Origin of the sequence: Desemzia sp. C1 (assembly GCF_020882875.1) — a bacterium.
In the GTDB taxonomy this organism is placed as follows: domain Bacteria; phylum Bacillota; class Bacilli; order Lactobacillales; family Carnobacteriaceae; genus Desemzia; species Desemzia incerta.
The window spans coordinates 2,055,531-2,071,793 of the sequence record NZ_JAJIZP010000003.1 but is presented as its reverse complement, the minus strand read 5'-3'; the positions used below and the strand labels follow the sequence as shown (position 1 = coordinate 2,071,793).

Annotated in this window: 12 protein-coding genes and 1 other annotated feature; of the genes, 3 read left to right on the top strand and 9 right to left on the bottom strand. The window is 38.5% G+C overall.

Translation table 11 applies throughout. The features are described 5' to 3' along the window. Positions 1-140: 140 nt before the first annotated feature. From radC to LMF32_RS10435, 9 genes are all read right to left on the bottom strand, one after another. Positions 141-800, bottom strand: a complete 660-nt coding sequence (radC, locus tag LMF32_RS10475) for a DNA repair protein RadC (protein ID WP_188203874.1) — start codon at positions 798-800, stop codon at positions 141-143. Between the two features lie 84 nt (positions 801-884). Next, the gene (locus LMF32_RS10470; RefSeq protein WP_230524702.1) at positions 885-1,556 is read right to left on the bottom strand and encodes an HAD family phosphatase; all 672 of its coding nucleotides are present in this window, start codon (positions 1,554-1,556) and stop codon (positions 885-887) included. Between the two features lie 18 nt (positions 1,557-1,574). Further along, entirely contained in the window at positions 1,575-2,897 is a 1,323-nt protein-coding gene (locus tag LMF32_RS10465) for a folylpolyglutamate synthase/dihydrofolate synthase family protein (RefSeq protein ID WP_230524701.1), read from the bottom strand. A 104-nt stretch (positions 2,898-3,001) separates the two neighbouring features. Further along, entirely contained in the window at positions 3,002-5,650 is a 2,649-nt protein-coding gene (locus tag LMF32_RS10460) for a valine--tRNA ligase (protein WP_230524700.1), read from the bottom strand. A gap of 110 nt (positions 5,651-5,760) precedes the next feature. Beyond that, positions 5,761-7,074, bottom strand: a complete 1,314-nt coding sequence (gene ltrA / locus LMF32_RS10455) for a group II intron reverse transcriptase/maturase (RefSeq protein ID WP_230524699.1) — start codon at positions 7,072-7,074, stop codon at positions 5,761-5,763. Positions 7,075-7,584: 510 nt separating this feature from the next. Further along, positions 7,585-7,818: a binding site (T-box leader), on the bottom strand. Positions 7,819-7,956: 138 nt separating this feature from the next. Beyond that, positions 7,957-8,448 carry a thiol peroxidase gene (gene tpx, locus LMF32_RS10450; protein ID WP_230524698.1) on the bottom strand — a complete coding sequence of 164 codons (492 nt, stop codon included), beginning with the start codon at positions 8,446-8,448 and terminating at the stop codon, positions 7,957-7,959. Positions 8,449-8,579: 131 nt separating this feature from the next. Continuing rightward, entirely contained in the window at positions 8,580-9,797 is a 1,218-nt protein-coding gene (thiI, locus tag LMF32_RS10445) for a tRNA uracil 4-sulfurtransferase ThiI (protein WP_230524697.1), read from the bottom strand. A gap of 26 nt (positions 9,798-9,823) precedes the next feature. Next, complete coding sequence (locus tag LMF32_RS10440; RefSeq protein WP_230524696.1) at positions 9,824-10,963, bottom strand: cysteine desulfurase family protein; 1,140 nt, start codon at positions 10,961-10,963, stop codon at positions 9,824-9,826. 194 nt (positions 10,964-11,157) lie between these two features. Further along, the gene (locus tag LMF32_RS10435) at positions 11,158-12,873 is read right to left on the bottom strand and encodes a septation ring formation regulator EzrA (RefSeq protein WP_230524695.1); all 1,716 of its coding nucleotides are present in this window, start codon (positions 12,871-12,873) and stop codon (positions 11,158-11,160) included. A gap of 255 nt (positions 12,874-13,128) precedes the next feature. Here LMF32_RS10435 and LMF32_RS10430 point away from each other — a divergent pair, with 255 nt between their 5' ends. From LMF32_RS10430 to rpsD, 3 genes are all read left to right on the top strand, one after another. Further along, a complete protein-coding gene (locus tag LMF32_RS10430; protein WP_230523607.1) occupies positions 13,129-14,535 on the top strand; it encodes an ISNCY family transposase in 1,407 nt (468 codons plus the stop codon). Positions 14,536-14,804: 269 nt separating this feature from the next. Then, on the top strand, positions 14,805-15,272 hold the full coding sequence (locus LMF32_RS10425; RefSeq protein ID WP_230524694.1) for a GAF domain-containing protein: 468 nt from the start codon (positions 14,805-14,807) through the stop codon (positions 15,270-15,272). A 278-nt stretch (positions 15,273-15,550) separates the two neighbouring features. Further along, entirely contained in the window at positions 15,551-16,156 is a 606-nt protein-coding gene (gene rpsD, locus LMF32_RS10420; protein ID WP_092479664.1) for a 30S ribosomal protein S4, read from the top strand. Positions 16,157-16,263 lie beyond the last annotated feature (107 nt).

The following is a 16,263-nucleotide window of genomic DNA, read 5'->3' as shown; positions in this document are numbered from 1 at the left end:
TGAAACAATTCTTTTTTCCACCTAACAAAATGCTAACTAAAGTATAACACGATAAAAAAAACTTAGCAACCTATAATGCACTCTTTTTTAAATTCTTTTTGTTTTTTTACGATTAACTGCATTAATTGAAAGTTTCTGCTCTAAAAAATACCTAATTCTTTTAGACTGGCGTAATCATTTTGTCCCACGATAATATGATCCAATAACTCCACCCCCATCAAGTCGCCGCACTCTGCTACACGCTTAGTAAATACAATATCAGCTTCTGAAGGGTTTGGACATCCAGAGGGATGGTTATGGACAACAACTATTTTTGCAGCTGAATACCGTACGGCACCTTTAAATATCTCTCTGGGATGCGCGACACTGGAACTCAATCCGCCTTTGAAAATCGTTTCTTTTTTGATGATCTCGTTTTTTGTATTTAAAAATAAGACAATGACGTGTTCTTGCTGCAAGTCTCCCATTTCCGCAGACATCATTTCACCAATTTGTCGGCTGGATGTGATTTGACCTGTTTTTATTTGCGGAGCTTGAGCGATTCTTATACCTAATTCTATGGCAGCTTTTAATTCAATGGCTTTCGTTTTTCCTACGCCGGAGATCGTAATCAATTCTTCTAATGAAACGTGTTTTAAGTAATATAAGTCATCAAAGGTGTTCAATATGTTTAAAGCAACCGAGACAACATTCGTACCTTTTACCCCTGTTCGTAAAAGTATTGCCAATAATTCATGGTTTGATAAAGCTTTTTCACCGTACTGCTCCAGCCTTTCTCTTGGGCGGGACTGGACAGGCATTTCTGCTAATAAGTTCGTCTGATTTAACAACACAAAAAAACCTCCTTTGACATACTATATGCAAAGAAGGTCTTGTTCAGTTTTTTAATTTGAAAAGATCCAATTCTCTTGAAGGAAATGTTTCACTTCAAACAAATCTTTCCGTATCACTAATGATTTTTCTTCCGCTTCATTAGTTGGTTGAAACAAATCAGGAACCATAATAACTGGAATACCTGCATCGAAAGCAGCTCGTATCCCATTCATGGAGTCTTCCAGGATCAATGTTTCGTCTTTCTCTCCATCGAATAAATTCCAAGCTTTTTCAAATATTTCCGGACTAGGTTTAGCAAACTCTACTTGATCTCTAGACACGATTTCATCAAAATAATGAGCGATTCCAGCACTATTGACGCACAGATCGATCATATTTCTTCTGCTGCTTGAAGCGATACCTTTACGAATGCCTTTCTCTTCTAGAAAAGCCAGTAATTCTTTCAAACCTGGTTTGACCAAGATACCTGCTGATTCAATATGATCCAGCAAATAAACCCGACTTTTTTCAATAAAAGCATCTACTTTCTCATCATCCTTAAAATCCTTATACAAATTGGCAAAAAACTCTTCATCCGAAGCTCCAATGTATCTTTCATAGTATTCGTAAGTAAAAGACAACCCAATTTCATCTGCAGCTTTTTGATTTGCTGTGTAATACATCATTTCTGTATCGAACATCAAACCATCCATATCAAATATAACTGTTTTTAACTCTTTCATTCAAATCCCCCTAGTGATTTAATCAGCGGCTAACAATTCACGCCGTACTTCAGAAATAAAATACAATGATCCTGTAATAAATAATATGCCGCCTTCTCCCATTGTTTCCAACTCAGACAATAGGCCTGCTTGCCACTGTTCATAATAAGTGATGCCTGAACGGATATACGGCCCAAGCTCTTCACTAGTAGCTGCTTTAGGCGAGTCAAAAGTTGTCAAACTCAGTTGGACATTAGGCAAACTCTGAATCAAGTCCACCATTTGCTGAATGTCTTTGTTGACAACAGCTGAAAATAAGATCCGTACTTCTTGTTCCGGAAAATCATGTTTGATCGTTTCGACTAACCGCTCGACACCAGGTTCATTGTGAGCACCATCCAACACAATAATCGGCTCATCACTGATTTTTTCCATTCTGCCTGGCCAGAAAGCTCTTTTCAATCCTCTTAATAATGCTTCATGCTTGAGAGTGAGCTGTTTTCTTTCTGCATACAACTCCACAGCCTTGATAGCCGCAGCCGCATTCTCTACTTGATGTTTTCCTAACATAGAGAGTTGGATCGTTCGCAGTCGCAATGTCTCATCTTCAAACGTAAATTGTTCTCCCCAAGTCGGCAATGTATGCCAGTCTTCGATCCAAAAATCTGTTGCATATTGATAAAGAGGGCTTTGACACTCCGATGCCAATTGCTTGATCTCTTTTAACGCTTCGTGAGGGATATTTCCGGTGACTACAGGAACAGTCGGTTTGATAATGCCTGCTTTTTGTTTAGCTATCTCAGGTAAAGTATCGCCTAGAATAGCCATATGATCCATACCGATCGTCGTAATAACAGATACTTCCGGCAGCACGATGTTGGTCGAATCGTATAATCCACCTAAACCGACTTCTATAACCGCAACATCTACATGTCCTTCTCCAAAATACGTAAACATCATAGCTGTAATCACTTCAAATTCACTCGGTCCGCCTACGCCTGTCTCTTCCAACTCTTGAGCTAACGGGTAAATGATATTTGCCAGTCGGACGATTTCGCTGTCCTCAATCGGTTCGCCGTTGACACTGATTCGCTCGTTAAAAACTTCTATAAAAGGAGAAGTGAACGTGCCGACAACCAATCCATGCTCCTCCAGCATGTTGCGGATAAACGTAACCGTAGATCCTTTTCCATTCGTACCAGCTACATGGATCGCCGGTGTTTTCTTTTCTGGATGGGCTAATCGTTCCATCATCCATTCCATACGCTTCAATCCCGGCTTTTTCCCAAATGTTCGAATGCCGTGGATCCAATTCAGCGCTTCTTCATAAGTCTTCCACATATCTTCCCACCGTTCTTCCATTAAACTGCTTTCTACATTAGTATAAAATACTTTGCATCGTTTTGCAGTAGAAAAAGCTGCACCCCTTTAAGGATACAGCTTTTCTATTAGTCATTCGATACATCTTATAAGAATTTTTGTTTTAGAACTGCGATTCTGTCGCTTACTGTTGCTTGTTTTTCCAAGTACTCTGCTTCTTTCGCTTTTTCTTCTAAAACGATTTTTTCAGGAGCATTGTTAACGAACTTCGCATTCGACAATTTGCCTTGGACGCGTTGAACTTCTTTGTTCCATTTGTCCAATTCTTTTTCCAAACGAGCGATCTCTTCTTCAATATTGATCAATCCAGCCAACGGAAGGTAAATCTCAGCCCCTGTAATAATAGCTGTCATCGCTTCTTCTGGTGCTTCAATAGTGTTAGAGATCGTCAATGTTTCTGGATTGCAGAAACGTTCGATATAAGACGTGTTCTCTTTCAAGAATGCTTCGATCGTGTCGTCATTTGTTTTGATAAGGATGTTGATTTTTTTCGATAATGGAGTATTCACTTCTGAACGGATATTGCGCACTGAACGAATCAATTCCATTAAGACATCCATCCCTTTTGAAGCTGCTTCATCGGACAATTCTGATTGAACTGTTGGATAGTCCGCCACTACAAGTGATTCTCCTTCGTGAGGAATATTTTCCCAAATTTCTTCAGTCACAAAAGGCATAATTGGGTGCAGCAAACGTAAAATTTGATCTAAAACGTGAGCTAAGATACTTCTAGTCGTCAACTTCGCTTCTTCATCTTCGCCAAATAAAATTTCTTTACTCATTTCAATATACCAGTCACAGAAATCATCCCAAATGAAGTGGTACAAATGACGACCAGCTTCACCAATTTCATACTTGTCTGTCAATTCCGTAACAGATTGGATCGTTTCGTTTAATTTCGTTAAGATCCAACGGTCGGCTACTGTTTTTTCTCTTGTTAAATCAATATCTTTTACTTCAAGATCTTCTAAGTTCATCAATACGAATCGACTAGCATTCCAAATTTTATTGATAAAGTTCCAAGCCGCATCCATTTTATCGTAGCTGAAACGAACATCTTGACCTGGAGCAGAACCGGTAGATAAGAACCAACGCATAGCGTCTGCACCGTATTTGTCGATAATGTCCATTGGGTCGATACCATTCCCTAAAGACTTGCTCATCTTGCGTCCTTGCTCGTCACGAATCAACCCATGGATCAACACATCTTTAAACGGCTGTTCATTGGTAAATTCTAAACTTTGGAAAATCATGCGGCTTACCCAGAAGAAGATAATGTCGTAACCCGTCACCAATGTACTGGTCGGGAAATAACGTTTAAAGTCTTCTGCATTTTCATTTGGCCAACCCATTGTTGAAAATGGCCATAATGCTGAACTGAACCAAGTGTCTAATACATCAGGATCTTGTTCCCAGTTTTCAACATCTGTCGGATCTTCCATTCCTACATACATTTCTCCAGTTTCCTTATGGTACCAAGCTGGAATTCTGTGTCCCCACCATAATTGTCTAGAAATAACCCAGTCATGAACATTTTCCATCCATTGAGTATACGTTTTTTCAAATCGTTCTGGGACAAAATTGACTTTTTTGTCTGTCTCTTGGTTTTCCAGAGCTTCTTTAGCTAACGGAGCCATTTTAACGAACCATTGAGTAGATAAACGAGGTTCCACCACTACTCCAGTACGCTCAGAGTGTCCAACACTGTGAACCATTTTTTCTACTTTCACTAAACGACCTTCAGCTTCCAAATCTTTGATAATAGCTTTTCTAGCTTCAAAACGATCCATTCCTGCGTAGTTTCCTGCAGTTTCATTCATAGAACCATCATCGTTCATCACATTCACACGAGGAAGATCGTGGCGATTCCCAACTTCAAAGTCGTTCGGGTCATGGGCAGGGGTGATTTTAACCACTCCAGTACCAAATTCCATGTCAACATAATCATCCGCAATGATCGGTATCTCACGATTCATCAATGGCAATGTAACAGTTTTACCAATCAATCCTTGATAACGTTCATCGTCAGGATGTACAGCCACTGCAGTATCTCCCAGCATAGTTTCAGGACGCGTTGTAGCAATTTCTACTTCACCACTGCCATCTGTTAGTGGATAAGTCATGTGGTAAAAAGCACCTTCGATGTCTTTATGAATCACTTCGATATCCGATAAAGCTGTTTTAGCTTTAGGATCCCAGTTAATGATGTATTCCCCACGATAAATCAATTCTTTTTCATACATGGTTACAAATACTTTACGAACCGCTTCAGATAATCCCTCATCTAATGTGAAACGCTCGCGGCTATAGTCAACAGAGATTCCAACTTTTGCCCATTGTTCACGAATGACACTAGCATAGTCTTCTTTCCATTCCCATACTTTATCGATGAAGTTTTCTCTCCCAAGATCATAGCGGGAGATGCCTTCTTCAGCTAGTTTAGCTTCTACTTTGGCTTGAGTTGCGATTCCAGCATGGTCCATTCCCGGCAACCATAATGTGTCGTAACCTTGCATGCGTTTTTGACGCACTAAAATGTCTTGCAACGTTGTATCCCAAGCATGTCCTAAATGCAATTTACCTGTAACGTTCGGTGGTGGAATAACCACTGAATAAGGTTCTTTTGTTTTATCTCCACTTGGTTTGAACAAATCTTTTTCTAACCATTTTTCATAACGCCCAGCTTCGACTTCATTCGGCTGATATTTCGTCGGCATTGTAATCTCTTTTGCCATATTGAACCACTCCTTTTCTCTTTTACCCTGTATTTGCTGAAATCGAGTAGGAGGAGCCTCACGGCTCCGACCTCTCACACCACCGTACGTACGGATCCGTATACGGCGGTTCAATATCTTGCGTAAGCAGACTCTACCATTTCGCTTAGGGATACTAAGCCCCAGTGGTGGAGTCTTTCGTTTGTAAGGGCCCAGTGAACCTCTGGTGATTTAGATAATCTCCAGTATTTCTTTCTGGAATAACCGATTCTTTTGGCACTATCTAAATTTAATCCATATTTTAATAACTTCGTTATTTTTGTTTTTGGTAGTTTCCATCTTTTGAGAATAAGCTGTCTGATTCTGTGATGTATCCAAGGTTCTATTTCTTTCTGAATAAAAGATTTAATGAACCCTAATCCAAAGTAACCAATCCATCCTCTTGTTACTTGGTTGATTTCATTTAGAATAGTTTTGAAATCCCCAGGACGTTTGCGACTGGTTCGTCGTTTTAATTCTGCTCTAAATTTCTTTTTAGCTTCTTTGGTAGGTATAAAACGACAAGTTCCATTCACTTGTTTCATCAGACAGCTCAAGAACTTTATACGGGTAGGTGAGCCAACTTTGCTTTTATCTGTATTGACAATCAGCTTGAGATCTCTTTCAATAAAACGAGATACACTTTCTAGCACACGTTCTCCTGCTCGTTTTGTTCTTACATAAATGACGAAGTCATCTGCGTATCGTACAAAATGATGTCCTCTTTTCTCAAGTTCTTTATCCAGTTCATGTAAGTAGACATTGCTGAGAAGGGGCGATAATACGCCTCCTTGCGGTGCGCCTGTTTTACTTTCTACGAATTCGCCAGACAGGTCTATGACACCACTCATCAAGAACTTACGGATAGCCTTAAGAATCGCCTTATCTTGAATAAACTGTTCAAGATGGTACATCAACTTATCATGATTAAGCGTATCGAAACATTGTTTTAAGTCACAATCCACCACCACTTTATAGCCTTCTTCATAGTACGCTACGCATTGTTTTAATGCTGTGTGTGTTCCTTTTCCTGGTCGGAACCCATGACTTTGAGGAAGAAATTGAGGGTCGATAATCGGTTCAATCACTTGTCTGATGGCTTGTTGTACCACTCGGTCACGTGCGCATGGTATTCCTAGTTTACGCTTCGTTCCGTCAGGCTTTGGAATTTCTACTCGTTTGACTGGCTTGGGTTTGTAAGTACCATCCAAAAGTTTCTGCCTTAACGGCAAATAAAACTCTTCAATATGTTCTTCTACTTCCCAAACCGTCATTCCATCTACTCCAGCTGCGCCTTTATTGCGTCTGACCGCTTTTGCAGCTGCGAGTAAATTGTCTTTACTTACAACGAGCTCCATCAACGATGGAGACTTACGATACATTTCCTTCATATTACCTAGAGGCATACTCTACACATCTACATACTCTTTCGGTTCCACCTTGTCCCTCTGTAGAATGCCAACCGCTCGGTTGTTTTCTGTAGTTAACGTATCCTCTAACCTCCAATCTATACTTTGTATGAATATTGTTCGGTCCTTCAGTACATTTTCCCTACTATGACCTCTGCTGACTTCTGTCTATTCGTTGTTACTACGATAGTTTTTATCGCTAGACAGACCTCCCCAGGTAAGGTGCGATAACCTTCCACTCATGTCACTGCCTCATTTACTAAATGGGATTCGTGCAGTATTGGACTTTGCTTTGTGTTGCAAGCTCGTCCGTCCCAATCCAGCCTCCATATGAGATTTCTGTTCGTCAGTGCGAGTATTTGCTTTCAGCTTCCTTCAGATTCCACCTCACGGTGGACACCCTTGCCTTCAGCTAACAGTTCCTACTGCCAAGCCTGTAGTGGACTTTCACCACCAAGTTATCGCCCATGCTGGGCGCACAACAAAAAAGCATCCATCCTAATCTGTTATTAGGACGAATGCTTTTGGATTCGCGGTACCACCTATATTGCCTATCCGTTATGTTGGATAGACCACTTCATTCACGTTAGTAACGAAACGTTAGTCCGGACAAAGCTACTCTTCATTCACTCTGTCAGCTCCCAAGCTACCTTCATTCCAGTTCAATTAAGGACTCCCACCAAACATCCTTTTCTCTTCAAATTGAAGTCTGAAACTACTCCTCTTGTTCATCGCTTTATTCTTTATTAGGATAGCATGTTCATTTTTAAAATTCAATAACGAATATATGAGTTTATTTCTGTAATAATATGTCTTCTCTTTTCCACATACTTAAAAAAAAGGATGAATTGCCACTTGATTTTTCATTTGTTATTCATTTTATCGAGCAGATTTTGCAGCTTCAATCACTGCCTCATAGTCTGGTTCATCCACCATTTCAGGAACAATTTCTTGGTAAACAATCGTTCCTTTTCTATCAATCACAAAAACCGAACGTGCCAATTTCTTTAATCCAGGCATATATAATCCGTAAGCTTGAGCAAAAGTCAGACTTGTATCATGCAGCATCTCCATCTCTAATCCTTCTCCTGCGCACCAATTCCGTTGCTGATCTTCTGTGTTATTTGAAATTGTCAGCAACTGTACGCCTTCAATCTTACTAGCTTTTTCGTTGAACGCTCTTGTTTGTTGAGCGCATACGCGTGTATCGATATCCGGTATGACACTGATCACGACGACTTCATTAGTAAAATCTGTCAGCGATACTTGATCTCCATTTAAATTAGACAATGAAAAATCAGGCGCTTTTTCCCCTACTGCCGGTTGTATTCCTTCTAATTGATATGGTGTTCCTTTTCTTGTGATTTCCATTTTATTCACTCCTATATTGACATCTGTCTCTATTATAAAGTTCTTTTCTCTCGATGGCTATGTAGAATAACATTTAGACAAAAAAATAGATCACAGAACAATATTCTGCAACCTATTTTATGAGTTATTTATTAAAGCAACGCACTAAAGGCTTCTTCTTGCTGAGCTTCTAGAGTATCTCCAACGCTGATTTCGGAGAAGACTAATCCTGCCATAGCACGTTCAATCAAACCTTCTACATCTAATTTAGATTCGTACTCTCGCGTTCTTTCTAAGTCCGGTTTGGTCTTAGGAGATGGAGGAGCAAAAATCGTACAACAGTCTTCAAATGGTTGAATAGATAAATCGAATGTATCGATTTTTTGAGCGATGTCAATGATCTCATTCTTATCCATAGAAACTACTGGTCGCAAAACAGGTGTATTCGTCACATCATTGATAGCAATCATACTGTGCATCGTTTGTGATGCCACTTGACCCAAAGATTCTCCATTGAAAATCGCTAAACCTTTACGTTGTTCACGAATACGGTCTGTGATACGCATCATAAAACGACGTGTCACGGTCATCAAGTATCCTTCTGGAACTTTCTTTTTGATTTCTTCTTGGATCTCCGTAAAAGGTACTTCAATAAACTCGATACTTCCTGAAAAAGCAGCAATTTTAGCCGTTAAGTCTTTCGCTTTTTGCAAAGCTCTCGGACTTGTGTATGGAGGACTGTGAAAATGAACAGCTTCTACTTCTACTCCACGTTTCATAGCCAAATACCCCGCTACTGGAGAATCGATTCCCCCTGACATCATCAGCATTCCTTTACCGCTTGACCCTACAGGAAGCCCGCCTGCTCCTTGAATCGTTTCACAAGATAAAAAGATTCCGTTTAAACGTACTTCTACTCGTAAAGTAATATCAGGTTTTTTGACTTGAACTTTTATTCCTTCAACATTTCTCAACACTTCTGCGCCAAGCAACTGGTTGATGTCGTTCGTGTCCAATTCGAAATCATGATCAGCTCTTCGAGTAGCGATTTTAAATGTTTTTCCTGGTGCATACTGCTCTTTCACCATCTCAACAGCTACTTGTTTTACTTGCTCCATGTCTCTGTCTAATTTCATAACGGGAGAATAATTTTGAATACCAAATATCGATTTCAATCGTTTCAGTACTTCTTCGCTGTTTGCATCATGCAATTCTAAATGCATACGGTCCCGTTCTCCATGAACTCTAACTTGCGGAAAATCACGTAATGCTGCTCTAACATTTTGTGACAAGCGGTTAATAAAAATCTTTTTGTTTTTCCCTTTTGTCGATAATTCACCGTAGCGAACCATCACTTCATTGTATTGCATACTGTACTTCCTCTCTAAATCCCTGCCTATTTGATATCTTTAAAATTTTGATATAAAGCATCAAACGCTTTTAAAAATTGTCGTGCTTCTTCCATAGTATTAGTGTCTGTTAAACTGACCCGAACTGCTCCAGTAGCTGTTTTTTCCGGCACACCCATCGCCGATAACGTACTCGAAGTGGTCTTGTTTCGACTTGAACACGCACTGGTCGTCGATATAAAAATATCTTCCTTTTCAAATGCATGAACACTCACTTCTCCGCGAATGCCTTGCAATCCAAAACAGATAATATGAGGAGCACCTTTTTTGGTAGAAAACAATTGAACCTTAGGATATTTGCTCAATTCATCCATTAAATAATCTCTGACTAGTCTTTGGTTGGCTGTTTTTTGTTCTTGTTGGTCAAATAGTAAACGCAATGCTCTGGACATGGCAGCTATCCCGGCAACATTTTCAGTTCCATTGCGTCGACCTTTCTCTTGTCCGCCACCACTCATCAACGGAGCGATTTTCCGTCCATGTTTGATGTATAAAAAGCCTGTTCCTTTTAATCCATGGAATTTGTGTCCCGAAAAAGTCGCTAGATCAATACGGGAAGAGCTGCTTAAATCCAAAGGAATTTTCCCTACAGCTTGAACTGCATCTACATGAAAATGGATTGACGGATACTCTCTTAAAACTTCACCGATTTCATCTATAGGCTGAATGCTGCCCACTTCATTGTTTACAGCCATAACCGATACCAGTACAGTGTCTGGTCGCAAAGCATTTCTCAAATCTGAAACAGAAACGACTCCTGTTTCATCAACCGGCAAATAGGTCACTTTAAACCCTAATTGTTCTAATTGAGCCATACTTTCTTTGACTGCCGGATGTTCTACTGACGTAGTGATCAAATGTTTGCCGTAACGCATTTTTTCAATAGCGGTTCCTTTGATCGCCCAATTGTCCCCTTCTGTTCCGCTGCTGGTGAAGTAAATCTCAGAATCTTTCACCTGCAATAAAGAAGCAATCTGCTTTCTTGATTGTTGCAGCAATCCATCTGCTAAATCACCCAAACGATGCAAACTGGAAGGATTCCCGTTCATTTTTTGACTCACTTGTATAAAAGTCTCCAATACGCTGTCATCAACTTTAGTTGTAGCACTATTGTCGAAATAAATCATTTTTCCACATTCTTTCTACTTTAACTAATTATTTATTAGTTAAAAAATTCTCTACTTATTATAACAAAATCTTTAGTAAGTACAAGGTTTCATTTAGCTTTTTCACTCTCTAGACACATCTTGTTATTTTTTTCACTTTACTGTCTTATGACATGAAAAAAGCTGAGCGGTTTCCCTCACTCAGCTTTCCATTCCTATTCTGATGGTTTGACTTCATTGAAATACGTGTTTTCTACTTTTTTATAAGCACCAGGCTCAACTTCTTCTAAAGCAGTCGAGATCGTCTCCAATGCTTCTCGATAATCATATTCTTGACTGAACAAAGCAGAACTCTTTTGAACAGCTGAAGCAATTTGAGGATTGCTTTGACGGTAACGATTAGCATACTGCATCATATATTCTGTCAACAACGCTGTATCCACTATTTCTTCTGTTTTATCAATCAACAGTTCCACATCGTCTGCAATAAAATCAGCCATTTTTTTGATCTCATCCATATCAATTCTCAGTTTATTTATTTCAACCGACAAGTTCTCGATTTTTTTCGTCACTGCAAAAAACAGATCCATATATTCTGCCGGCAGACCAGGTAAATGTTGTTTTTCAATATAGCGTTTCATACCGCGCATATTAAATTCAAAATCATCAATCAGTTGTTTGACATGCGTTTCTTCTTTACGCAATTCTTTCAGCTGCTGCGCAATGTCATTTTGTTTTTTATCGATGTCTTCTAGTTCTTCCAACGTCTTCTCAAATGTCTCTTGAGCTTCGGAATATACCACAGCTTTATTTTGAAGACCTTCTATGTAATAACGAACTGTTTCCGTTACTTCATCTAATTGATCTTTAAAGCCTTGTGTCCGCTTCAGCTCGTCATGATTCAGTTTGTAGCTTTGTGATACGCGATCGATTTCGATCAGCAGTTTACTGTTTTTGCGTGTTAAGTAAGCAATCAGCTGTTCCAATTTTTCTTGATGGTCATTTACATATTGGCTGGCGCTCATTTCTTTTTCTAAAACATCATACAATTGATCGATTTCTTCTTCTATGACAGGAAGTTTTTCTTTAGCAGCATCAATTTCTAATTGTCCAACTAATTTTCCGGCAGCCGCTCTTTCTTGTTCAACTTCAGAAATTTTACTTTCTATATTGTCCTCTGGAAATTGAAAGTTTTCTTCTTTCAGCATGTCATAACCTGTTTTGATTTCTTTTAATTGCTCAATGAACTCTCCATTGATTTCTTTCAATAAAAGAGGGACTTCAGTGATATAAGCATTTAAAGTCTCTGTCTTAGCATTGACATTTTCTAGAACCTCTTTGGCTTCGATGTGATCTCCTTGAGAAGTAAACTCAGAAAAAAGCGAAAAATCCGTTTCCAGTAAAGTCAGTTTTTGTTCCAATTGCTCTAGAGCCGGACCAAAACTGAAACTTTGAGTCAACAACTTCTTGCGAATCGTTTGATAGGTTTCTTTGATTCTATTTAATTCTTCTTTATTCTTTTCTTCGCCTCTCACCAATTCTGTCAAAGCATCTTGGATCAACAGCAAGGTTTGTTTTGTTTCATCAAGCTTGCTTTTGGCACTTTCTTCTAAACTTCCTGCGTGACTAAACCGCAACTTATCAACAGCACGCTCTGCTTCATATAAATGGTTTTCGATTTCGGGTATAGAAACTGTCTCTACCTTTTTCCATTCATTTTCCCATTTTTCAAAATTTTCTTTTGTTTGTCCTGTCAACTTCAGTGTTTTGATGACTTGTACATCATCCACTATCGGCATATCCAACAACTGGATTTTTTGTTCTTCTAATTGATCTACTATTCGATAATGTTTTTTCCTCGTTATGTAACTGAAAATAAAAGCAGCTACTGCTAAGAGAAGAATAACAGCTATGATAATTTCAACTTTCATGTGTAGAGCCCTCCGTTTGAAATGAACCACCCGTTTTATCCGTTCGTTTCACTTTTATGCATAAGGGATGGATTTTTTTCATTTTTCCTAGTAAAATACCTATTAATTAGTATAACATAATGAAAAATTTCTAACACTAGAAATAAAAAAATTCTGGAACAATCTGTCATTAACAAATGATAATGTCTTAATAAATAACAAATGAAAATGTCCCATAACTACGTTACTCTAATCTTATTGGATTGGAGAGATAGAATGGGAGCAGAATTAACTATGTTTGAAAACAAAAAATATGAAGTCATAAAAAAAGTATGTAATGGTCAGTGTTCAAAGGAGCGGGCAGAGATTGAACTAGATTTATCCCGTAGGCAGATTAACCGATTGGTTAATCGCTATAAAACGCAAGGAAAAAAAGGTTTTAAGCATGGGAACAAGGGACGAACTCCCGCTACAACGTTGTCAAAAGAAACCCAACAAAAGATTATTCGACTCTACAGAAAGAAATATGATGGTTTTAATTTGTTCCATTTTACAGAAAAACTGCAGGAGGAAGAACAAGTAACCGTCTCTTATACGACCGTTCGCAATTTATTATATCAAAAACATATTCTTTCTCCTCGTGCTTCTAAAAAAACACAACGAACGAAGCGCAAAGAATTAAAAGAGAAAGAACGGTCTGACCAACTACTAACAAAGAAAGAGAGCCAAGTTTTAAATGAATTAGAATACGTAGATCCTGTGAAAGCTCATCCTAGCCGCTCACGAAAGAAATATAAAGGTGAACAGCTTCAAATGGACGCTTCAAGACACGATTGGTTTCAAAACGGAAAATATGCGCATCTCCACGCTGCTATAGATGACGCCACTGGAATCGTGGTTGGGGCTTACTTTGATAAAGAAGAAACATTAGATGCCTATTACGAAGTAACACATCAGTGTCTGACTACCTACGGTATTCCGTATAATATTTTGACGGATAATCGAACCATCTTTCACTATAAACAAGAAAAGAGCCCTTCAGAAGAGAAGGACACTTTTACACAATATGGATATGCCTGCCATAACTTGGGAATAGAGTTAACCACAACAAGTATTCCTCAAGCAAAAGGAAGAATTGAACGATTATGGAATACCCTCCAAGATCGTCTCCTAAATGAAATGGCCTTAAAAAATATCCAATCCATTGAAGAAGCAAACCAATTTTTGAAACATTATATTCCTACATATAACGCCAAATTTGCTTTACAGCTAAACGATACCAAAAGTGTTTTTGAAAAGCTACCAAAAGATATCCATTTAGATTATATACTGGCTCGCTTTTCACACCGAGTTGTCCAGAAGGGACACGCACTCAAATATCAGAACAAGTTATATCATTTATATAATCAAAATCAGCACGTCTTATTGGCCCCAAAAACGAAGTTAATGATTATTCATACTAAAGAAAATCAACTGTATGCTAGTCATCAGGATTCACTTTTCATGTTAAAAGAAATTCCGCTTCACGAAAAAGTTTCAAAAGAATTCGATAAGCCAATCGAACGTAAAAAGATGCAGGTGCATATCCCTCCAATGAGCCATCCTTGGAAAAAAGCATCTTATGATCGCTATCTTCGGAAGAAAAACCAAAAGGAAGCTCTTAAAACCAATTCTAGAACATGAATACAAGTTTTTAACTAGAAAATAGATTTAGAACGCTAATTTCAGTTGATTCAGAAAATGGCTTCGTGGTTTTCGAAGCCATTTCCTGAATCAACTTTACCAAGCGTAGCGCGGTAGTTTTGCCAGGAATAGGATCAACGAAATAATGACAGTGAACCTAACTCAAATTTGAATAAAATCGGGACATTTTCATTTATCATTGACATAGAAATAAAAAAATTCTGGAACAATCTTTAACGCGTTCCTAAAAAGAAAGTTGGAGTCCACATATGTCAAAAGAAAGCAGCTATTCATTAATGAACAATCAACTCCGTGCTTTGTTAGACGGAGAACCTAACTTGATCGCTAACCTGAGCAACGCATCTGCTTTGCTTTATGAAACATTACCTCAAATCAATTGGTCTGGTTTTTATTTATTTGAAGAGGCTTCTAAAGAGTTGGTTTTAGGACCGTTCCAAGGAAAAGCAGCTTGCGTAAGAATCCAACCTGGAAAAGGTGTTTGCGGAACAGCATTTGAGCAAAATCATTCCATCGTAGTGGAAGACGTTAATCAGTTCCCTGGACACATTGCTTGTGATGCAGCGAGTCAATCTGAGATCGTTGTCCCTCTTGAAACGAAAAACGGAGACTTGATCGGTGTATTGGATATCGATGCTCCTATAACTGGAAGATTCGATGAAATCGATCAAAAATACCTGGAAGAATTTGCGGCTATTTTAATGAATGCGGTCAATTAAAAGTTCTTTTTTTCTTAACACTTATATTGACATCAAAACAGAGAAACACTTGACGTTTCACTGATTCGTAAGGTATACTACTGGTTGTGTAAAATAATGCAGCAAAAAAAGTGGTAACCGCGTCAACAGTTCATTGCCTAAAGAGTTGAATCTTTAGTTTAGTCCAATTGTGTAACCTGCGGCTGCAAAGGTGAAGATTGAAAATGAACTGCACGTATTACTGAACTTTTAACTTAATTATTTTACTCCAAAAAATTATTCATTGGAGGAATTTTATAATGTCACGCTATACAGGTCCAAGTTGGAAAAAATCTCGTCGTTTAGGTATTTCATTAACTGGTACAGGAAAAGAAATCGAACGTCGTCCTTACGCACCTGGAGATCACGGTCCAAACAGCCGTAGAAAATTATCTGAATACGGTTTGCAATTACAAGAAAAACAAAAATTACGTTTCATGTACGGTGTAAATGAACGTCAATTCTTCAACCTATTCTTAAAAGCTGGTACTATCAAAGAAGGAAAACATGGGGATAACTTCATGATCCTTTTAGAACAACGTTTAGATAATGTTGTTTTCCGTTTAGGTTTAGCTACTACTCGTCGTCAAGCACGTCAATTAGTAAACCACGGTCACGTACTTGTAGATGGCAAACGTGTTGATATTCCATCATACAGCGTTCAACCAGGACAAGTAGTTTCAGTTCGTGAAAAATCTAAAAACATGGAAATCATCAAAGCAGCTGTTGAATCTGTATTTGGTCGTCCAGAATTCGTTTCTTTTGACGAAGAAAAATTAGAAGGTTCATTAACTCGTCTTCCATTACGTGAAGAATTGAGTGCTGAAATCGACGAAACTCTTATCGTTGAGTACTACTCAAGATAATAAGAATCATTCGACGATCTTTCTTAAAAGCTTGGAAATCTTTCATAGATTTCCAAGCTTTTTTGTTTCCCCTTTATTTCACACTTGTGTTTTCATTTATCTACGTC